The organism is Cellulomonas sp. plas2 (genome assembly GCF_057221735.1).
This window is the reverse complement of sequence record NZ_CM170155.1, coordinates 730,684-749,723: the sequence shown is the minus strand read 5'-3', so window position 1 is coordinate 749,723 and position 19,040 is coordinate 730,684. Positions and strand designations below refer to the sequence as shown.

17 protein-coding genes are annotated in these 19,040 nt (G+C 75.7%); 8 read left to right on the top strand and 9 right to left on the bottom strand.

Features of this window, described 5'->3' with window-relative positions; translation table 11 throughout:
- Window positions 1-17: 17 nt before the first annotated feature.
- The 3 genes from AC2TDM_RS03365 to AC2TDM_RS03355 all read right to left on the bottom strand — a co-directional run bounded on the left by AC2TDM_RS03365 (window position 18) and on the right by AC2TDM_RS03355 (window position 2,550).
- Window positions 18-1,022: an anion permease gene (locus AC2TDM_RS03365; RefSeq protein WP_484635819.1), complete on the bottom strand. Its 1,005-nt coding sequence runs from the start codon at window positions 1,020-1,022 to the stop codon at window positions 18-20.
- A gap of 6 nt (window positions 1,023-1,028) precedes the next feature.
- Window positions 1,029-1,649, bottom strand: coding sequence for a DUF47 domain-containing protein (locus tag AC2TDM_RS03360; RefSeq protein ID WP_090031716.1), 621 nt, complete (start codon window positions 1,647-1,649; stop codon window positions 1,029-1,031).
- A 244-nt stretch (window positions 1,650-1,893) separates the two neighbouring features.
- The gene (locus tag AC2TDM_RS03355) at window positions 1,894-2,550 is read right to left on the bottom strand and encodes a hypothetical protein (RefSeq protein ID WP_484635818.1); all 657 of its coding nucleotides are present in this window, start codon (window positions 2,548-2,550) and stop codon (window positions 1,894-1,896) included.
- A gap of 173 nt (window positions 2,551-2,723) precedes the next feature.
- On the opposite strand from AC2TDM_RS03355, the gene AC2TDM_RS03350 reads away from it, so the two are divergent.
- On the top strand, window positions 2,724-4,181 hold the full coding sequence (locus AC2TDM_RS03350) for a sugar porter family MFS transporter (RefSeq protein ID WP_484635817.1): 1,458 nt from the start codon (window positions 2,724-2,726) through the stop codon (window positions 4,179-4,181).
- Between the two features lie 78 nt (window positions 4,182-4,259).
- Here AC2TDM_RS03350 and msrB read toward each other — a convergent pair whose 3' ends face one another.
- Window positions 4,260-4,694, bottom strand: a complete 435-nt coding sequence (gene msrB / locus AC2TDM_RS03345) for a peptide-methionine (R)-S-oxide reductase MsrB (protein ID WP_484635816.1) — start codon at window positions 4,692-4,694, stop codon at window positions 4,260-4,262.
- A gap of 284 nt (window positions 4,695-4,978) precedes the next feature.
- Between msrB and AC2TDM_RS03340 the strand changes: the two genes are divergently transcribed.
- On the top strand, window positions 4,979-8,485 hold the full coding sequence (locus AC2TDM_RS03340; RefSeq protein WP_484635815.1) for an EAL domain-containing protein: 3,507 nt from the start codon (window positions 4,979-4,981) through the stop codon (window positions 8,483-8,485).
- A gap of 160 nt (window positions 8,486-8,645) precedes the next feature.
- On the opposite strand, the gene AC2TDM_RS03335 is transcribed toward AC2TDM_RS03340, so the two are convergent.
- A complete protein-coding gene (locus tag AC2TDM_RS03335; protein ID WP_484636377.1) occupies window positions 8,646-9,344 on the bottom strand; it encodes a PilZ domain-containing protein in 699 nt (232 codons plus the stop codon).
- Window positions 9,345-9,561: 217 nt separating this feature from the next.
- Here AC2TDM_RS03335 and AC2TDM_RS03330 point away from each other — a divergent pair, with 217 nt between their 5' ends.
- From AC2TDM_RS03330 to AC2TDM_RS03315, 4 genes are read left to right on the top strand one after another with little or no spacing between them, the layout of a single operon-like run.
- Window positions 9,562-10,776 carry an LLM class flavin-dependent oxidoreductase gene (locus AC2TDM_RS03330; protein WP_090031706.1) on the top strand — a complete coding sequence of 405 codons (1,215 nt, stop codon included), beginning with the start codon at window positions 9,562-9,564 and terminating at the stop codon, window positions 10,774-10,776.
- A complete protein-coding gene (locus AC2TDM_RS03325; RefSeq protein WP_090031705.1) occupies window positions 10,776-11,501 on the top strand; it encodes an FMN reductase in 726 nt (241 codons plus the stop codon). Before AC2TDM_RS03330 ends, AC2TDM_RS03325 begins: the two co-directional genes overlap by 1 nt.
- Window positions 11,498-11,962, top strand: a complete 465-nt coding sequence (locus tag AC2TDM_RS03320) for a DoxX family protein (RefSeq protein WP_484635814.1) — start codon at window positions 11,498-11,500, stop codon at window positions 11,960-11,962. Before AC2TDM_RS03325 ends, AC2TDM_RS03320 begins: the two co-directional genes overlap by 4 nt.
- Window positions 11,949-12,380, top strand: a complete 432-nt coding sequence (locus tag AC2TDM_RS03315) for a TraR/DksA family transcriptional regulator (protein ID WP_090031703.1) — start codon at window positions 11,949-11,951, stop codon at window positions 12,378-12,380. Before AC2TDM_RS03320 ends, AC2TDM_RS03315 begins: the two co-directional genes overlap by 14 nt.
- 112 nt (window positions 12,381-12,492) lie before the next feature.
- Here the strand turns inward: AC2TDM_RS03315 and AC2TDM_RS03310 are convergent, their stop codons facing one another.
- Together AC2TDM_RS03310 and AC2TDM_RS03305 are read right to left on the bottom strand one after the other, a co-directional pair.
- Window positions 12,493-14,217 (bottom strand): HNH endonuclease signature motif containing protein, encoded by a 1,725-nt coding sequence (locus tag AC2TDM_RS03310; RefSeq protein WP_484635813.1) that lies wholly within the window; start codon window positions 14,215-14,217, stop codon window positions 12,493-12,495.
- 99 nt (window positions 14,218-14,316) lie between these two features.
- Window positions 14,317-14,787, bottom strand: coding sequence for a matrixin family metalloprotease (locus AC2TDM_RS03305; RefSeq protein ID WP_484635812.1), 471 nt, complete (start codon window positions 14,785-14,787; stop codon window positions 14,317-14,319).
- Between the two features lie 1,058 nt (window positions 14,788-15,845).
- On the opposite strand from AC2TDM_RS03305, the gene AC2TDM_RS03300 reads away from it, so the two are divergent.
- Window positions 15,846-16,331: a hypothetical protein gene (locus AC2TDM_RS03300; protein WP_090033411.1), complete on the top strand. Its 486-nt coding sequence runs from the start codon at window positions 15,846-15,848 to the stop codon at window positions 16,329-16,331.
- 34 nt (window positions 16,332-16,365) lie between these two features.
- Here the strand turns inward: AC2TDM_RS03300 and AC2TDM_RS03295 are convergent, their stop codons facing one another.
- A complete protein-coding gene (locus AC2TDM_RS03295; RefSeq protein WP_484635811.1) occupies window positions 16,366-17,166 on the bottom strand; it encodes an endonuclease/exonuclease/phosphatase family protein in 801 nt (266 codons plus the stop codon).
- Between the two features lie 56 nt (window positions 17,167-17,222).
- On the opposite strand from AC2TDM_RS03295, the gene AC2TDM_RS03290 reads away from it, so the two are divergent.
- Window positions 17,223-17,870 (top strand): nucleotidyltransferase family protein, encoded by a 648-nt coding sequence (locus AC2TDM_RS03290; protein ID WP_484635810.1) that lies wholly within the window; start codon window positions 17,223-17,225, stop codon window positions 17,868-17,870.
- A gap of 6 nt (window positions 17,871-17,876) precedes the next feature.
- Here AC2TDM_RS03290 and hpxO read toward each other — a convergent pair whose 3' ends face one another.
- The gene (hpxO, locus tag AC2TDM_RS03285) at window positions 17,877-19,040 is read right to left on the bottom strand and encodes an FAD-dependent urate hydroxylase HpxO (protein ID WP_239079064.1); all 1,164 of its coding nucleotides are present in this window, start codon (window positions 19,038-19,040) and stop codon (window positions 17,877-17,879) included.

Below are 19,040 nucleotides of genomic sequence, written 5' to 3'. Positions count from 1 at the left end.
GCTCGGGCCGGGCCTGGTCAGCCCAGGAGCGCGTGCAGAGCGACGAAGGCGCCGGCCCCGACGAGCGCCGCGGCGGGGATGGTGAGCACCCACGCCGCCGCGATGCTCTTCGCGACGCCCCAGCGCACCGCCGACAGCCGCCGCGTCGCGCCGACGCCCATGATCGCCGAGGTGATCGTGTGCGTCGTCGAGACCGGCGCGTGCAGCCAGTACGCGTTCGTGTAGAGCACGGCGGCCGAGACGGTCTCGGCGACGAACCCGCGGGCGGGGTCGAGCTCGATGATCTTGCGGCCGAGCGTGCGCATGATCCGCCACCCGCCGGAGTACGTGCCGAGCGAGATGGCCGTGGCTGCCGCGAGCTTGACCCACAGCGGGATGCCGCCGCCCGCGGTGTGGAACCCGCCGGCGACGAGCGCGAGCACGATGACGCCCATCGTCTTCTGCGCGTCCTGCAGGCCGTGCCCGAGCGCCATGGCCGCGGCGGAGACGGTCTGCGCCAGCCGGAACCGGCGCATCGTCCGCGTCGGCGGCCGGTTCCGCACGAGCCACAGCACGCCGACCATGACGGCGAAGGCGAGCCCGAACCCGACCAGCGGCGACAGGACCATCGGCAGGACGACCTTGTCGAGGATGGCGTCCCAGTGCACCGTCACGCCCGCGGCGAGGCCCGTGCCCGTCAGCCCTCCGATGAGCGCGTGCGTGGAGGACGAGGGCAGGCCGAACCACCAGGTGACCAGGTTCCACACGATGGCCCCGACCAGCGCGGACAGCACGACGACGAGGCCCGTGTGCTGCGCCACGTCGGCCACGGTGATGATGTCCTCGGCGATCGTCGTCGCCACCTCGGTGCCGAGCAGCGCGCCCAGCAGGTTGAAGAACGCCGCCATGATGAGCGCGGCCCGGGGCGTCAGGGCCCGGGTCGACACGGACGTGGCGATGGCGTTCGCCGCGTCGTGGAAGCCGTTGGTGTAGTCGAAGCCGAGGGCGACCACGACGACGACGATGACGAGCGCGAGCTCCACGGGGGCTCAGGACTCCTTGAGCGCGATGGTCTCGACGGTGTTGGCCACGCGCTCGAAGGCGTCGGCCGCGTCCTCGAGCTTCTCGACGATCTCCTTGAGCTTGAGCAGCTCGATGGGGTCCGTCACCTCGTCGAAGAGCTGCGCGACGAGCTTGCGGTAGGTCTTGTCGGCCTGGTTCTCCAGGCGGTTGACCTCGATCCAGTACTCGCTGAGGGAGTCCATGGAGCGCAGGCGCGGCATGGCCGCCGCCGTCAGCTCGGCCGCCCGCTGCAGCACCGCGACCTGGTCGGAGACCCGGGCGGGCAGCGCGTCGACCTTGTAGAGCACGACGAGGTCCGCCGCCTCGTCCATGAGGTCCATGCAGTCGTCGAGGCGCGACGCGAGGTCGTAGATGTCGTCCCGGTCGAACGGCGTGACGAACGTCTGGTTGAGGCGACGCATGATGCTGTGCGTCGCCTCGTCCGCGGCGTGCTCCGCCTCCGACATCCGCTGGACGACGGCCTTGCGCTGCGCGCGGTGCGCGCCCAGCAGCTCACCGAGGAGGCCGGCGCCGGTGACCAGGTGCTCCGCCTGGGCGGCGAAGAGGTCGAAGTACGAGGTGTCGCGCGGGGTGAGGCGCAGGCGCACGGGAGTCTCCGTCAGGACGGGGGTGGACGCGATCAGGCTAGGACAGACCTGGACGTTTCCCCAACGGCCGGTGACGTGACGGTGAACGCGCGGTGACGCGGACGTGGCCGGCGCACGACGGGCTGGCCAGGACGAACCGGTGGGGTGGCGCCGGACCGGGAGCGCCTCTCGGCGCGAGGCCGCTCGGAGCGGCTGGTGTTGGAGCCCGGGGCTACCGCGGTCCGACGCCTCCGCCAGACTAGCGTCAGTCGAGCGCGCCGGCCCGCCACAGCCCCGCGGCCGCGGTGAGCTCCTCCGCGATCCGGCCGAGGGCCGCGGAGCCGCGGGTGAGGCGCCCGGCCCCCGAGGGGTCGACGAGGTCGAGGTGGTCGGCGTCGAGGGCCCCGCCCGTGGCCAGGACCCGGCAGAAGGCGGCGGCGCGCTCGAGGGCCACGGCGAGGTCGCCCGCGTACACGCCCGAGAGGACCGCGTCGGCCGTGGCGCGCACGTCCTCGGGTCCCGGCGGCAGCGCGACGCCGGCTACGGCGCCCTGCACGGGGGCGTGCTCGACGCCCTGCCGGTACCGGTCGGCCACCGTCACGGGGTCACGCCGCACCCACTCCCGCAGGACGTAGAGCCGCCACAGCGCGCCCGGCAGGCTCGAGGGCGGGCTGTCCGACCAGAGCGTGGCGACGAGCTCGAGCCCCTCGCGCTCCACCAGCCCGACGAGCCGGGCCAGCACCGCGGGGTCGTCGCCGCCGGCCCGGCCGTCGCGGACCAGCGCCGCGGCCGTCGTGTGCGCGAGCTCGGCGCGCTGCGCGGGGTCCAGCCCCCCGGGCAGGGCGTCGGCGGTCGCCTGGTCGAGGCTGGCGGGCCGCCGGGGGCGCGGGCGCCCGGCGGAGCCGGAGGAGGAGACGTCCATCCCGCCGATGATGCACCTCCACCCGACGTGCGGCCTCCCACCAGCAGGTCCACAGTGGGAGCCCTCGGCCACCCCCGGCCCGCCGACGTCCCCACCCCCGCGTGCGTCGCCTGCCCGCCGGGGGACGCGGCAGCAGGAGCCGCGCCGGCCCGCACGAACGAGGAGAACCACGCATGGCCCAGACGTCCGCCCGGGGCGGCGCAGCACCCGCCACCTCCGGGTCCCACCAGGGCAAGGCGGTGGCCCTCGCGGTCGCCGCGGCCGTCGGCGGGTTCCTCTTCGGCTTCGACTCCTCCGTCATCAACGGCGCCGTCGCGGCGGTGGAGGAGCGCTTCTCGCTGTCGGCGTTCGTCACGGGCTTCGTCGTGGCGATCGCGCTGCTCGGGTCGGCGCTCGGCGCGTGGCTCGGCGGACGCCTGGCCGACCGGTTCGGCCGGACCAACGTCATGGTCCTCGGCGCCGTGGTGTTCCTCGTGTCCTCGGTGCTGTCCGCCGCCGCCTTCTCCGCCTGGGACCTCGCGCTGTGGCGGTTCCTGTGCGGCATCGGCATCGGCATCGCGTCGGTCATCGCGCCGGCGTACATCGCCGAGATCGCGCCGGCGCGCCTGCGCGGCCGCCTCGGCTCGCTGCAGCAGCTCGCCATCACGCTCGGCATCTTCGCGGCCCTGCTGTCCAACCAGCTCCTGCGCGACGCCGCCGGCGGGGCGTCGGAGCCCCTCTGGTTCGGCTGGCCGGCCTGGCGGTGGATGTTCCTCGTCGCCGCGGTGCCCGCCGTCGTGTACGGCGTGCTGGCCCTGGCGATCCCCGAGTCGCCGCGCTACCTCGTCGCCCGCGGCAAGGTGGACGACGCCCGCCGCGTCCTGGCCGACGTGCTCCCGGCCGACGAGGACGTCGACGCCCGTGTCCGTCAGATCAAGGACACCATCGACGAGGACGCCCGCAACGCCGAGGGCGCGTCGCTGCGCGGCCCGGGCGGCAAGGTCCTGCCGATCGTGTGGATCGGGATCCTGCTGTCGGTGTTCCAGCAGTTCGTCGGGATCAACGTCATCTTCTACTACTCCACGACGCTGTGGCAGGCCGTCGGGTTCGACGAGAGCCAGTCCTTCCTCACCTCGACGATCACGTCGGTCACCAACGTGGTGGTCACCTTCATCGCCATCGCGCTGGTGGACAAGGTCGGGCGTCGGCCGATCCTGCTGGCGGGGTCGCTCGGGATGGCGCTGTCGCTGGGCGCGATGGCCGTGGCGTTCACGCAGGCGTCGGGCAGCGGCGAGGACATCAGCCTGCCGGGGCCGTGGGGCGTCGTGGCGATCGTCGGCGCCAACGCGTTCGTCGTCTTCTTCGGCGCCTCGTGGGGCCCGCTGGTCTGGGTGCTCCTGGGCGAGATGTTCCCCAACCGCATCCGCGCCGCCGCCCTCGGCCTGGCCGCGGCGGCCCAGTGGATCGCCAACTTCGTCATCACGGTGACGTTCCCGCCGCTGCTGGACACCTTCGGCGCGGCGGTGCCCTACTTCCTCTACACCGCGTTCGCGGCGCTGTCCTTCGTGTTCGTGCTCAGCAAGGTGCCCGAGACGAAGGGCGTCGAGCTCGAGGACATGCACGGCGACGCCTTCCGGCGCACGGCGCGCTGAGCTCCCTCCCCCGACGACGACGGGGCCCGTGCCGGTCCTTCGGCACGGGCCCCGTCCGCGTCCCCGACGCGCTGGCGCTCAGCTCGCGTCGAACGTGAGGCTCACCGAGTTCATGCAGTAGCGGTCCCCCGTCGGCGTCTGCGGCGCGTCGTCGAACACGTGCCCCAGGTGGGACCCGCACCGGGCGCAGAGCACCTCCGTGCGCACCATGCCGTGGCTGCGGTCCTCGAGGAGCCGCACCCGGTCCTCCGCCAGCGGGCTGAAGAAGCTCGGCCACCCGCAGTGGCTGTCGAACTTCGTCCCCGAGCGGAAGAGCTCGTTGCCGCACGCACGGCACCGGTAGACGCCCTCGCGCGACTCGTCGAGCAGCTCCCCCGTCCACGGCCGCTCGGTGGCGGCGCGCCGCAGGACGGCGAACTCCTGGGCGTCGAGCACCGCGCGCCACTCGTCGTCGGTGCGCGTCACCTCGTAGGTCGTGCGTCCGGCGGTGGTGCCGTCGGGCTGGTCGGTCATCGTCGTCCCCTCTCGCCGGTGGGCGTCCGGCTCGTCGTCCCGTGGTCACAACACCGCGGCCCGGCGCGGTCATCCGTGGGGGCACCGCCCGGGCGGGGCGGCACGGGCCGCCACCTGCCCCGTCCGGGTGATCCGTCCCGAGGATCGTCACACCCACCCGTCACGCGCGCCCGGTACCGGCCGATGGTCACCGGTGACGCCTCGCCCTGCAGGCCCACCACCGCACCACCCCTGCCACCCCGATGCCCCGCCACCCGATACCCCGACACCCGGACGGAGGAGCCGTGCCCGACGACGCCGTCCTCGTGCTCACCCCGGTGACGGGGGGCTTCTACTTCGGCGACGTCGTCGCGGGCATGCACCGGGAGGCCGTGCGGGCGGGGCTGCGTCTCGTCGTGCAGCAGACGTACGACGCCGGGACGCGGGCGACCGCGCCGGGCGACGCGCCGACGACCGCCACCCCGCTGGCCTGGGACCAGGTGGCGGGCGCGGTGACGGTGTCGACCGCGGTCGACCGCGGCGTCGTCGAGCGGCTCCGGCGGCACGGGCTGCCCGTGGTGTCCGCGTCGGAGGACGTCGTGCTGCCCCGCGTCCCGCCCGGCGGCGACCTCGCCTCGGCCGGTCTCGCGTCCGCGAGCCCCGACAACGCGGCCGGCACCCGCGCCGCCGTCCGGCACCTCGCCGAGCACGGGCACACGCGCATCGGCTTCGTCGGGAACCTGGGCCAGGCGGACATGCGCGAGCGGTACGCGGGGTACCACGAGGCGATGCTGGAGCTGGGCCTCGCGCCCGACCCCGCCCACTTCCTCGCCACGGCGGACCACGGCGAGGCCAGCGGCGAGCACGCCGCCGCCGGCCTCGCGCTGCTCGGCGAGCCGCCCACCGCGGTCGTGTGCGCGACCGACCGCAACGCCCTCGGGGTCGTCGCGGGCCTGGCGCGGGTGGGGCTGCGCGTGCCGCAGGACGTCGCGGTCGTCGGGTTCGACGGCATCGAGGCCGCCGCCTACTGCGTGCCCGCGCTGACGACCGTCGACCAGCCCTTCCACGCGACCGGCGCGTACGCGATGCGCCTCCTGCGCGCGCTCCGCGAGGGCCGGGACCCGGACGGGGAGCCGCGGCACCCCGTCGCCCTGGTGCGGCGCTCGTCGTGCGGGTGCCCGGGCGAGGCGGTCGCGGTGCGCGAGGACGTCGTGCGCCACGACGGGGGCGACGACCCCGTGGGGGTGCTGCGGCACGGCCTCGCCGCGGCCCTCGAGCACGCCGACGGCCCGGCGGGGCCCGAGCAGGCCGTGGAGGACGCGCTGCGGGAGGTCGCGGCGGTCGTCGAGGAGGTCCTGCGCACCGGCACCACCCCCGCGCCAGCGCGCATGGCCGCCGCGCTGCGGTCCGTCACGGACGCGCGCCTGCTGCCCGGTGGCACGGACCGCGCCGTCGGCGCGCTGACCGCGCACCTGACCCTCCTCGCCGAGGCCGACGAGGCAGCCCGCGCCGAGGCAGCCCCCGACGAGGCAGCCCCCGACGAAGCCGCCCCCGACGACGGCGCACGCCAGGTGCTGCGCGCCATGCTGCGACGCATGCCCGCCGTGCTCAGCCACGTCCACGCGGGCCAGTACCTGCGGCGGGCGCACGGCGCCGAGGCCGCCCTCGTCGAGCAGCACGACGTGGGCGTCGCGCTGCTCGGGCACGGGGCCGGCGACCCCCGCTGGCTCACCTGGATGTCCCGCACGGGCGTGCGCGCCGGGGTGCTGGCCCTGTGGCGCGGCGACCGCCTCGTCGTCGAGGGCGTCTACGACCCGCACCGGACGCTGCGCGTCGTCGCCGGGGACGCGAGCACGGCCGCGTGCTTCCCGTCGTCCGACGTGCTCGCGGCGGCACGTCCCGAGCAGGGCGAGGCGGTCTACGTCGTGCCGGTGCGCGCCCGCGGGCGCGACTGGGGCGTCCTGGCGGTCGTCGGGTCCGTCGACGACAACCTGCGCCGCGAGAGCTACAACCAGTGGGCGGCGCTGCTGTGCGCGTCGTTCGAGCAGGAGGACCTCGCGCGGTCGCTGCGGTCGAGCGAGGAGCGCTACGCGCTGCTGGCCTCGGCGATGAACGAGGGGCTGTGGGACTGGGACCTCGAGGGCGGGGACATCAACCTGTCCGCGCGGTGCGTGGCGCTGCTCGGCCTCGAGCACGTGCCGGAGCCCGAGCGCGGCGCGCAGTGGGCGCGCGGGGTGCACCCGGACGACCTCGACGGGCTCCTGGCCGACCTGCGACGCACGGCACGGACGGGCACGACCCTGCAGGAGCGCGAGTTCCGCTACCGCGGGCCTTCGGACGTCACCTGGCGGTGGCTGCTCAGCCGGGCGATGCCCCTGGGCGCGCACCCGGCCGGGACGGGGTCGCCGCGACTGCTCGGCTCGCTGTCGGACCACACCCACCGCAAGGGCCTCGAGGAGGAGCTGCGACGCCACGCCTCGGTCGACCCCATCACGGGGCTGGCCAACCGGCGCGCGTTCCTCGAGCGGCTGACCACGTCGGTGCGGCGGGCGACGGCCGGGACGCCGTTCGCGGTGCTCTTCCTCGACCTCGACCGGTTCAAGGTCATCAACGACTCGCTCGGCCACCAGACCGGTGACCGCCTCCTACGCGCCGTCAGCGACCGGCTGCGCGAGGCCGTCCGGCCCGCCGACACCGCGGCCCGGTTCGGCGGCGACGAGTTCGCCGTCCTCCTCGACGGGCTCCCGCCGGAGCACGTGCCGGCGGTCGTGCAGCGCATCCGCGAGGCGCTGAGCCGCCCCGTCGAGGTGACCGGCCACTCCCTGTGGGTGACCGCGAGCGTCGGCATCGCCCTGTCCAGCGCGGGGTACGAGTCCGCGGAGGACGTCCTGCGGGACGCCGACACCGCCATGTACGACGCGAAGGTCCGCGAGCGCGGCTCCGTGTCGTACTTCGACTCGTCCATGCACGACGCCGCCCTGCAGCACCTGTGGCTGCAGGACCAGGTCCAGCGCGCGCTCGAGCGGCAGGAGTTCGAGGTCCACTACCAGCCGATCGTGGCGCTGGCCGGTGACGACCTCACGCGGTTCGAGGCGCTCGTGCGGTGGCGGCACCCCGAGCGCGGGCTCGTCCCGCCGGCGGAGTTCCTGCCGCTCATGGAGGAGACGGGCCTCGTCGTCGCCCTGGGCCGCTGGCTCGTCGACCGGGTCGCGCGCGACATCGCCGGGTGGCGGCGCGCGCACGCCGGGCCGGTCACCGTGTCCGTCAACCTGTCCGACCGCGAGTTCTGGGACGCGGACCTCGTGCCGACGACGCTCGCGACGCTGACGCGGCACGGGCTCGGCCCGGAGCACCTCGCGCTGGAGATCACCGAGCGCGTCATCGCCCGCAGCCCCGAGCTCGCCGACCGGATGGTCCGGCGCTTCCGGGACGCGGGCCTGAGCCTGCACATCGACGACTTCGGCACCGGGCACTCCTCCCTGCAGACGCTGCAGCGCTACCCGGTGGACGCGCTGAAGATCGACCGCTCCTTCGTCGCCGAGCTCGCCGACGACGCGCGGTCGCAGGAGCTCGTGCGCGCGGTCGTCGCCATGGGCCGCGCCCTCGACCTCGACGTCGTCGCCGAGGGCGTGGAGACCGCCGAGCAGCTGCGCGCGCTGCGGGCGATCGGCTGCGCGAGCGCGCAGGGCTACCTGTTCTCGCGTGCCGTCCCCGCCGACGAGGCGCGCCGCCTGCTGGGCCGCCCGGTGCCGGCGCTCGTCGCCGAGGACGCGCGGCGGACGCCGCCGACGCCGGACGAGCCCGTCGCCTGACCGTCGGCGCCCGGGGGCGTCCCGGTCGCCGGACGACCACCAGGGGCGGGTCCGCGGACCGTCCAGCCGGCGGTCGCGCCGTCCGGGTCTCTCCCGCCGGTGGTTCAGGCGTCGTCCAGGCGCGTCCGGGTCCCGTCCGGGCCCGTCCGCACGGGCCCGGTCAGGAGACGCCGGCGAAGGCGGCGCGGCGGTCGCGCTGGAGGCGCGCGACGAAGGCGTGCAGCGCCTCGGCCTCGCGGTGCCCGAGGCCGACGAGCCGGCAGCCGTGGTGCTGCACGTCGCCGTGCACGCTGCTGCGCACGACCTCCAGGCGCACGGGCAGCGGCTCGGCCGCCGCGCGGCCGACGGGGCGGGCGTCCGGGATCGCGGTGACGAGCTCGTCGCCGATCGCGAGCGACCCGGGCGTGGTGATGCGCAGCCCCTCCGCCGACAGGTCGAGGAGCTGCAGCTCCATGCGCTCGGGGGCGGCGTCGGGCTCGGCGCCGCGGCGCACCACGGTGGCGACGACCTGGACGTCGATGGCGACGCGGAGCGCCGCGCGCAGCTGCACGGCGGACAGGAGCCCCACCTCGACGAGGCGCACCTCCCCACCGCCGTGCTCGCCCGCCACGACCTCGGCGACGACGCCGCCGTAGACGCAGATGCCGCGCGCGTCGTCCTGGACGCGCAGGCGGACCGGCGTGCCGGGCACGAGGGCCGTCTCGTCCCGGACGGCGGCGAGCCCCTGGGCCGTGACCGCGAGCCGCGCAGGTCCCGTCGCCGGAGCACGCTCGACGCCGACGCGGGCGGACCCGTCGCCGAGCGAGAGCACCGTGCCGCCCGTGGTGGCGGCGCCCGCGAGCACCACGCAGGGTCGCATCTCGTGCACGTCCCGTCCCCTCGCCGGCTCCCCGGCCCGTCCGGGCCCGGTCGCGTGTCCTGGGACCCGTCACCCGGTCCCCGCAGACCACCATCGGCAGGTCGCGCCCGGACGGTAGCGTCGTGGTGGGTCGAGCCGACCGGAATACCCGCCGGGGGCGCACGGTTCAGGGTCCTCGTCAGCAGTACATGCAAACGCATGGATCGGGAGGCGCGAGATGCAGTTCGGGATCTTCACCGTGGGGGACGTCACGACGGACCCCACCACGGGACGCACGCCGGACGACACGGAGCGGGTCCGGTCGATGCTCACCATCGCGAAGCACGCGGACCAGGCCGGCCTGGACGTCTTCGCCACGGGCGAGCACCACAACCCGCCGTTCGTCCCCTCGTCGCCCACGACGATGCTCGGCTACCTGGCCGGCGTCACGGAGCGCATCACGCTGTCCACCGCGACCACGCTCATCACGACGAACGACCCCGTCCGCCTGGCCGAGGAGTACGCGATGCTCCAGGTCATCAGCGACGGCCGCATGGACCTCATGCTCGGCCGCGGCAACACCGGACCGGTGTACCCGTGGTTCGGCCAGGACATCCGGCAGGGCCTCAACCTCGCGGTCGAGAACTACGCGCTCCTGCGGCGGCTCTGGACCGAGGACGTCGTGGACTGGGAGGGGAAGTTCCGCACGCCCCTGCAGGGCTTCACCTCGACGCCCCGCCCGCTCGACGGCGTGCCGCCCTTCGTCTGGCACGGCTCCATCCGCAGCGCGGAGATCGCCGAGCAGGCCGCCTTCTACGGCGACGGCTTCTTCCACAACAACATCTTCTGGCCGATGAGCCACACCCGGCAGATGGTGCGGTTCTACCGGCAGCGCTTCGAGAAGCACGGGCACGGCCGGGCCGACCAGGCGATCGTCGGGCTCGGCGGGCAGGTCTTCGTCCGCAAGGACTCCCAGAAGGCCGTCGACGAGTTCCGCCCGTACTTCGACAACGCCCCCGTCTACGGGCACGGTCCGTCGATGGAGGACTTCACCCGTGAGACGCCGCTGACCGTCGGCAGCCCGCAGCAGGTCATCGACCGCTACGCGCGCTTCCGCGAGCAGGTCGGCGACTACCAGCGCCAGCTGTTCCTCATCGACCACGCCGGCCTGCCCCTCAAGACCGTGCTCGAGCAGATCGACCTCCTCGCCGAGGAGATCGTGCCGGTCCTGCGCCGCGAGGCCGAGGCCGCGCGGCCCGCGCACGTGCCCTCCGGGCCCCCGACCCACGCCGAGCGCGTCGCGGCCGCCCGCGCCGCCGGCGAGCTGCACGCGCAGCCCGTCGTCGGCGCCGACCGCTGGACCGGCCGCCGCGCCGAGGACGCCGACGCGTCCGGCGCCGAGGCCACCACCCCCTCCGACGACCCCCGCACCAGCGCGAAGGCGGCCTCCTGATGGCGACGACCCCGACCGGCCCGCGCGGCACGTCGACGGGTGCACCGACCGGCACGTCCCGCAGCTCGTCGCACGGCACGCTGCACGCCGTGGACGGCGCGACCCGCGTGCCCGCGCCCGAGCCGCGACGGCTCGTCGTGCTCGCGGCGGGCCTGTCCCAGCCCTCGTCGACGCGGCTGCTGGCCGACCGCCTGGCGTCGGCCACCGTCGAGGAGCTCGAGGCCCGCGGCGTGCCGGTCGAGGTCCGCACCCTCGAGGTGCGGGACCTCGCCCACGACGTCGTCAACCGCCTGCTGACGGGCTTCCCCTCGGAGGCGCTCACCGACGCCCTCGAGGCCGTCGACGGCGCGGACGCGCTCATCGCCGTGACGCCGATCTTCGCCGCGACGGCGTCCGGGCTGTTCACGTCCTTCGTCGACGTCATCGACAAGGACGCCCTGACGGGCAAGCCGGTGCTGCTCGGCGCGACGGGCGGCACCGCGCGGCACTCCCTGGCGGTGGAGCACGGCGTCCGGCCGCTGTTCACCTACCTGCGGGCGCACGTGGAGAGCACGGCGGTCTTCGCCGCGACGGACGACTGGGGCAGCGCGGAGGACGCCCTGCCGTCCCGCATCCGCCGGGCGGGTGCGGAGCTCGCGGCGACGGTCGCGGCCCGACCGCCCGTGGTGCGGGTCGACGAGTTCGACGACGTGCCCTCGTTCGAGCAGCTGCTCGGGAACGCGTGACCACCGGGGCCGCCGCGCGCCGGCACCTGCCCGCCCTCGCCCTCGCCGGGCTGCTGGGCGCGGCGGGTGTCCTGCACCTGCGGCGGCCCGCGGTGTTCGAGCCGCTCATCCCGGCCGCACTCGGCCCCGCCCGGCCGTGGGTGCTCGGGAGCGGCGTCGCCGAGCTGGCGTGCGCGGCGCTGCTCGTCCCCCCGGCAGCGCGACGGCTCGGCGGGCTCGCCTCGGCCGCCCTGCTCGTCGCCGTGCTCCCCGGGAACGTCAAGATGGCGCTCGACGCGGACGGCTCGGGTCCCTGGACCCGCGACCGCCGCGTGACGCTCCTCCGGCTCCCGCTGCAGGCGCCCCTCGTGGCCTGGGCGCTCGCGGTCGCCCGTCACGGCGCCGGGACGACGCCTCCGTCGGGCGCCCTCCTGCCGCGCCCCGCACGACGTCGCGGCGACGTGTCCGATGACCGCGCCTGATCCTGGTGACGGCGGCAGAGGCCGCAACGCCGACGCTGACGCTGACGCTCCCGGTCCCGCCGAGGCCCTGCTGCTGCTCGACGCCCGGGAGCAGGAGCTCCGCACCCGCGCCGAGCAGGCCGGTGCCGAGCTCGACGAGGTGCGCCACGCCCGCACCGCGACCACGGCGGACGACGAGCACGACCCGGAGGGCTCGACGCTCTCCCAGGACTGGTCGCGCGCCGTCGGGCTGCGTGAGGCCGCGCTCGCAGGGCTGCGCGAGGTCGAGGAGGCCCGCCGTCGGGTCGACACCGGGACGTGGGGACGGTGCGTGCGCTGCGGCGGCCCCGTCGGCGCCGGTCGGCTGCGCGCCCGGCCGACGGCCGCCCTCTGCGTGACCTGCGCCGCCCGGAGCGCCCGCGACCCGCTGCGAGGGTGACCACGAGGGTCGGGGAGCACGCTCGCTCTGCGGCGCAGCGCCGCCGCCGACCGCCACGTGGCACGGCAACGACGCCGCCCCGGCGTGATCAGAGGCGTGGTCAGAGCCGTGGTCAGAGGCGTGGCCAGAAGGGGATGGGTCCGGCCCAGGGGTCGGGGGCCGGCTCGGGTGCCGGTGGCGGTGGTGGTGGCCCTGGCGGTAGGGGCAGGACCGGGGTCGTGGTCAGCACCCGCCCCGTGGGGGAGGTCCACGTCGACGTGCCCGCCACGTCCTGCGTCAACCGCCACCGCGTGCGGTGCTTGAGCCGGTGATGGTTCCGACACAGGTGCGCGGTGTTCCCCTCGTCCGAGCACCCCCCGGCCGCCCACTCCACCGTGTGGTCCACATCGCAGCCCGTCGTGGACCGGTTGCACCCCGGGAACCGGCACGTCTCGTCCCGCGCCGCCAAGAACCGCCGCCGCGCCCCGCTGACCACGTACGTCCCGTCCGCACCCAGCAACACCCCCGTGACCGGATCGGTCAGCACCCGCGTCAACGACGAGGCCGCACCAGCCACCTGCCGGCACGTGCGCGCATCGACCGGCCCGTACCCCGCCAGATGCCCCGGCTCATCACCACCCAGCACCGTCCGAGCCGGCACCGTCACCAGCACCGTCGGCCGGAACACCCCCACCCGCGACGACGACCCACCACACGCCGAGCACGACCCCGAAGACGAGGACGAGCTCGAGGACGACGACCGCGACGTTGACCGGCGGCCCGAGCCGCGCCGGCCGGTGCGCGAGACGGCAGCGTCCTGGTCGACGGGCTCACCGTCGCCGCTCCTCGGCTCGTCGTCGTCGCGGTCGTGGTCGTGCTGGTGCTCGGTGGTGGTGCCGGTCAGCTCGGGCAGCAGCACCTCGGCCAGCAGGTCAGCGCGCAGCTGACCCACCAACCGGCGACCCTCCCCCATCCGATCCGCACCCTCATCCGCACCCGCGGCCAGCATCCGCGCACCGAAGGACAACCCCTCGAAGATCGCCACCGCCTGCACCGCCGGCAACAACGCGTGCAACCACGCCATCCCGTCCCGCTCGTGCGTCACCCACACATGCCGGTCCGCGCACGCCCGCCGATGCCGCACCGCCACCGGCTCGGGGTGATGACGCGCCACCCACGACCGCGCCCGCCGCCCCAGCTGCACCGGCGTCCACGAGGCGCACCCCGGCAACAACGCCGCATCCGCGGCGACCCGCACCTGCGGCGGCAGCGACGCCGTCTCCTCCAACCACTTCAGCACATGCGGGTACGACACCCGCCCCTGCGCCAACGCCGACAACACCGCCGGCCGGGACGCCACCAGCTCCACCGCGTCCGAGACCAGACCCGTGGCCGTGCCCTCCGGCACCTGCAACACCGTCGCCAGCTCCGCCCGCACCGACCGCCCCGCCAGATCCCGCGACTGCGCCGTCACCGCCCGGCCGTGCACGTGACAGGACACCTCATCAGCCAACGCCCCCACCTGCACCGCCGCCGCCAGCAGCACCGCACGCACCGCCTGCGCCGAGCGCACCGCCGCCTCCGCCGACGCCACCGCCGACACCAACGACTCGAACTGCCCCTCCAGCTCACCCAACGCCCCCGGCACACCCGCCAGCGCGACCGCATCGATGTCCACCGGCAGGTCCGACGAGGGCTGCGCACCCGGCGTCGACAAGGAGGACGCCGTGGCCGACGACGTCGTCCGCGACGAGGTCGAGGGCGACGTCGGGTCCGCCGTACCGATCCCGGCACCACCGCCCGCACCCTCGTCGAACAGGGTCGACCCCGACCCCGCCGCACCCGCCCTCGTCCGCATGCGGCAAGCCAACCACCGACCACCGACACGCCCGCGGTGCGCCTCTGGTCAGGACGCATGACCAGCGGCGACAGGCGCACCGGCGCCGGCCGCGCGTCCTCACACCTCCGGCGCGCCGGGCCCCGTGCCGAGCGCTGCGAGGCCTGCCCGGTCCCCGTCCGCGAGGTCGGTGACGCCGGCCCGCGTGGCGGCGTACATGAGCTGCCCCGGGTCGTCCACGTGGTCGAGGCCCACGACGTGCGCCAGCTCGTGCGTCACGACGGCCAGCACGAGGTCACGCCCGCCCGGACCTGCCCACGCCTCCGCCAGCTGCGGGGCGTCGAGCTGCACCTGACCCGTGACCCAGACGAGCGGCCCGACGTCGAGCCCGAAGGCCGTGCCCCCGCCGAGGCCCGCGACGTCACCCGCGAGCGGCGACGCGTCGTCGGGCGTCACCCAGGCGACGAGCACGGGCGCCCAGCGATCCCCGTAGCGCTCCGGCTGGAACGACGGACGGGCGGGCGCGGGCGGCTCGTCGGTCGCACCGTCGGCGACGAAGCGCAGGCCGGTGGCGGCGGCGATCCGGGCCACGGCCTCGGCGACGAGCTCGTCGGCGCCGGACGGGGCGCCGACGGCGTTGACGACCCAGTGCAGGGGGCGGCAGGGGTCGTACGCGACGGGCGAGCCGTCGGGCCGCGTCTCGAGGAAGGCGTGCGCACCTCCGGTGGCGGGAACGGGCGGCGGGCTGCCGAGCGGTCCTGGCGCGCTCTCCGCGCTGCGGCTGGGCCAGCCCTCCGGCCGCGGCCCGCCGGGGGCGACACGGCCGGCGGCGCGACGGACGCGGGTGCGGGATCGGGGCCGATCGCCACCGGGCCGCCCGGCGCGTCCGAGGGCCCGGCCGACGCACCCGGCGCCGCGCCCTCCGGCGCACCCGCGGGTCTCGCCGCGTCCCCGCGGCGCGGTTCCAGCAGCTCCTGCGCCGGCGTCGCCAGCGCCGGTGGCAGCGCGCCCACGACCCCCGCACCCCAGGCCGGGGGCAGCAGCCCCGCCCGCGTCCCGACGACGAGCGCCAGCGCCGCGACCACCAGCACGGCGGCGAGCACGCGCACGCCCCCGACGACCCGGCCGACCGCCGCAGCCGGACCCCGCCGCGGCACGTCGTCCGCCACCGTCGACCTCCCCACGCCTCGTCCCGACGACGGCCCGCCGCCCGTCGTCACCGGTCCCGATCCACGATCGGCAGCCACCGGCCACCGCAATTGCTGCCTGGGCCGATCCGGTCCCGCCGTCGCCCAGCCTGCCCGACGAGCGGCCCCCGCGTCCCGCCACCCGCCGCGACGCCCCGGCCGCCGCCGGCGGGATCCGGAGCGACATCGGCAGATCCGTCGTCGTCCTGCACCTCGGCAATCGGACACATCGGTCGAACCGCCGCGACACCACCCCTTCGTGTGCAGAAGAAGGGTCTGGACGACGCATTCCGCACCGCCAGGAGCGCTAGCGTTACCCCACCTGTTGACGCCCTGGGGGGGAGCGTGACCGTGACACCGCACCGCACGGAGCCCGTTCACGCCCGTCCGAGCACCTCCACGAGCACGTCCACAGGCACGTCCACGAAGGCGGTTGCGGTCGCCGCCCCCTGGAGGTCCGCCATGCCCGACGACCCCGAGGGGCCGCGCAGCGACGCGCCGGCCCCCGGCCCGGGTCACTTCGCCCCCGTCCGCTACCCGGCGCCGGACTGGACCGGCCGCGGCACCGTCACGCGCGTCCTGCCCTCCGCCACGGGCAGCCGCGAGCCGGTCGGCTGGCTCGTGCGGCAGGGGGACGCCCTGGCATGGCTGCCGCTGGTGCGGCCCGAGCAGGAGGGCTACCCGGTCAAGCGGTTCATCGACGACATGCTCCGCTCGGGTGCCCGGCAGTCCCGGCCGGCCCGGGCCGAGTGGGACCACGTGCTGACGTTCGTCCTCCACGACGCGCCGCGCGAGCGGGAGCTCAGCGAGGTGCTCGACGAGGTGCGTGCCGCCCGGGCGGCCGCCGCACCGCCGCCGATCACGAGCCTGCCCTGGAGCACGCGGGGTCACCTCGCCCCGCCCTCTCCACGCCCGTCCCCGACCGACGACCCGCCACCGACCGCCTGAGCCCGCATGCCAGGACCGGGGTGACCACGGGGCGTCAGGGCTCGCGGGTGCCCGCCCCCGGCACGGGCACCCGGCCCAGCACCACGTCCACGACGAGCGCGCGGTGGTCGGACAGCCCCAGGTCGACCGCACGCCCCGGCCCTGCGGCCTCCACCTCCCCGTCCGCCAGCACGTGGTCGAGCTGCCGGGCCGGTGCGTCGACCGGGAACGTGGGCGCGGTGACCAGGGCACGCATGCCGCTCACGCGCGTGGGCTCGTCGCCGGCCATGTTGAGGTCGCCCATGAGGACGCGCGGCGCGGGCATGCGCGCCGTGGCGGCGACGAGGTGCCGCAGCTGCCGTGAGCGCCGGCCGGGGATGAACGTCAGGTGCGTCCCGACGACGGTCACCGCGCCGCCGTCGCCCTCCACGACGGCCGCCACCGCGCAGCGGGGCTCGTCGCGCACGAGCACCGGCCGTCGCGACCCGGGGAACACCACGGGCGCCCGCCGACCCGGCGAGGGCAGGGCCAGCACGCGCCACTCCCGCACCGGGCGCCGGCTCAGCAGGGCGATGCCGTAGGCGGCCGACGCGGGCTGCTCGTCGCCGGACGCGGCGACCCACATGCCGGGCGCCCCGGCCATCGTCGCGACGAAACGGTGGTGCGGGGCACCCATCGCGTCGGCGGCGATCGTCGTGAGGTCGGCACCGAGGGACCGCTCCTGCGCGCGGTCCACCTCCTGCAGCGCCAGGACGTCGGCGTCCAGCGACGCCACGGCCGCCGCGAACCGGTCCAGGTCCACGCGGCCGTCGCCGAGGGACCGGCCGTGGAGGATGTTGAACGTCGCCACCCGCACCCCGCGATCATCCCCTCCGTCCTGCGTGCCCGCCCGGCGGCGTGTAAGCAAGGGGCATGACGACCGACGCCCACGGTGACTGGACCGCGCTCCAGGACGGGCTGCGCCGCGCGGCCGTGGCCCTGACCGAGGCCGGCGTGCCGTTCGCGCTCGTCGGGGGGTACGCCGCCTGGGCGCGCGGGGCGCCGGAGCCGAGCCACGACGCGGACCTTGCCATCGCCGAGGACGACGTCGAGGCGGCCAAGGCGGCGCTGGCAGAGGCGGGGCTCGACGTCCAGCAGCCGGCCGAGAACTGGCTGTTCAAGGCCTTCCACGCCGGCGAGCTCGTCGACGTCATCTACCGGATGGTCGGCGACCCGGTCTCCCCCGAGCTCCTGCGCACCGCCGAGGAGATGGAGGTGCTGGCGGTCCGGATGCCCGTGCTGCCCGCGACGGAGGTCATCTCGGCCAAGCTGCGCGTGCTCGGCGAGCACTACTGCGACTTCACCTGGCTCCTGCCGATGGCCCGGGCGCTGCGCGAGCAGATCGACTGGGCGCGGCTGCACCGGGAGTCCGAGGGGCGGCCCTACGCACGGGCGTTCCTCTTCCTGGCCGACGAGCTCGGGCTCACCGCGACGGCCGTGCCCGCGGGCGGGACCGGCGTCGGCCCCGGCCGGGTGGGCACGGAGGACGGCGGCGACGGCGACGGGCAGCCCGCGGCCTGAGCCCCGTCAGCCCAGCGGGTTGCCGACGATGTTCGCGACGATCCCGCGGATGACGTTGGACCCGTCCTCGCGGCGCAGCTCGTCGTACCAGGCCGCGGTGACGTCCGGGTCGACGGCGTGCGTGACGTCGCTGCGCCGGCGCGCGCGCAGCACGAGCTCCCCCGCACGACCGGCGCGCCGCTCCTGGTAACGCCGCAGCGAGTCCTCGACGGAGATGGTGTTGGTCTGCAGGGCCATGGCGAGCACGACCGCGTCCTCCATGGCCGAGCAGCCGCCCTGCCCGATGTCGGGCGTCGTGCTGTGCCCGGCGTCCCCGAGCAGCGCCACCCGCCCGCGCGTCCACGTCGGCAACGGGTCGAGGTCGTGGATCTCCACGCGGTTCGTGCGCTGTGGGTCCAGGGCCCTGATGAGCCGGTGCACCGGCGGCGCCCACCCCGCGAAGTGCTCCGACAGCACCTCGCGCGCCCGGGACCGCTCGTAGGGCAGCCCGGCCGGCAGCGGCACGTCGAAGAAGAAGTAGAAGCGGCCGCCTGCCACGGGCATGACCGAGACGCGCTTGCCGTCCCCGACGTAGGTGGTCCACTGGTCCGGCGGGCCGACGGCCTCGTCGACCTCCACGAGCCCGTTGAAGTTCACGTAGCCCGCGTACCGCCGCTCGACGGGCCGCCCCAGCACGTACTCCCGCGTGCGGGACCGGGCGCCGTCCGCGCCGACGAGCAGGTCCCCCGTCGCCGTCGACCCGTCCTCGAACGTGGCCGTCACGCGCAGGCCGTCGTCATCGATGCCCACCATCCGCCGCCCCATGCGCAGGTGCTCCGCACCGAGCTCCTCCATGAGCATCGCCTGCAGCTCCGCGCGCGCGACGGGGTAGGGCCGCTGCCCCGTCTGCTCCGTCACCGGCGCGAGGCTGAACCGGCACATGTCCTCACCGGTGAACCCGTCCCGGTAGGCCATGTGGTCCATCTGCCCGCCGAGCTCCGCGACGCGGTGCCCGAGCCCCAGGTGGTTGAGGCACTTGACGCCGTTGGACCACACGGAGATGGCGGCGCCGACCGGGCGGTTCTCGACCACCTGCTCGTAGACCTCGACCTCGAGGCCCGCCCGCCGCAGCGCGATCCCGGCGCTCAGCCCACCCATGCCGGCACCGATGACCACGGCCTTCACACGCAC

Coding starts and splice junctions, on each gene's coding strand:
- AC2TDM_RS03355 (WP_484635818.1), bottom strand. CDS start 2,550: ATGGACGTCTCCTCCTCCGGCTCCGCCGGGCGCCCGCGCCCCCGGCGG.
- AC2TDM_RS03350 (WP_484635817.1), top strand. CDS start 2,724: ATGGCCCAGACGTCCGCCCGGGGCGGCGCAGCACCCGCCACCTCCGGG.
- msrB (WP_484635816.1), bottom strand. CDS start 4,694: ATGACCGACCAGCCCGACGGCACCACCGCCGGACGCACGACCTACGAG.
- AC2TDM_RS03335 (WP_484636377.1), bottom strand. CDS start 9,344: ATGCGACCCTGCGTGGTGCTCGCGGGCGCCGCCACCACGGGCGGCACG.
- AC2TDM_RS03330 (WP_090031706.1), top strand. CDS start 9,562: ATGCAGTTCGGGATCTTCACCGTGGGGGACGTCACGACGGACCCCACC.
- AC2TDM_RS03325 (WP_090031705.1), top strand. CDS start 10,776: ATGGCGACGACCCCGACCGGCCCGCGCGGCACGTCGACGGGTGCACCG.
- AC2TDM_RS03315 (WP_090031703.1), top strand. CDS start 11,949: ATGACCGCGCCTGATCCTGGTGACGGCGGCAGAGGCCGCAACGCCGAC.
- AC2TDM_RS03310 (WP_484635813.1), bottom strand. CDS start 14,217: ATGCGGACGAGGGCGGGTGCGGCGGGGTCGGGGTCGACCCTGTTCGAC.
- AC2TDM_RS03300 (WP_090033411.1), top strand. CDS start 15,846: ATGCCCGACGACCCCGAGGGGCCGCGCAGCGACGCGCCGGCCCCCGGC.
- AC2TDM_RS03290 (WP_484635810.1), top strand. CDS start 17,223: ATGACGACCGACGCCCACGGTGACTGGACCGCGCTCCAGGACGGGCTG.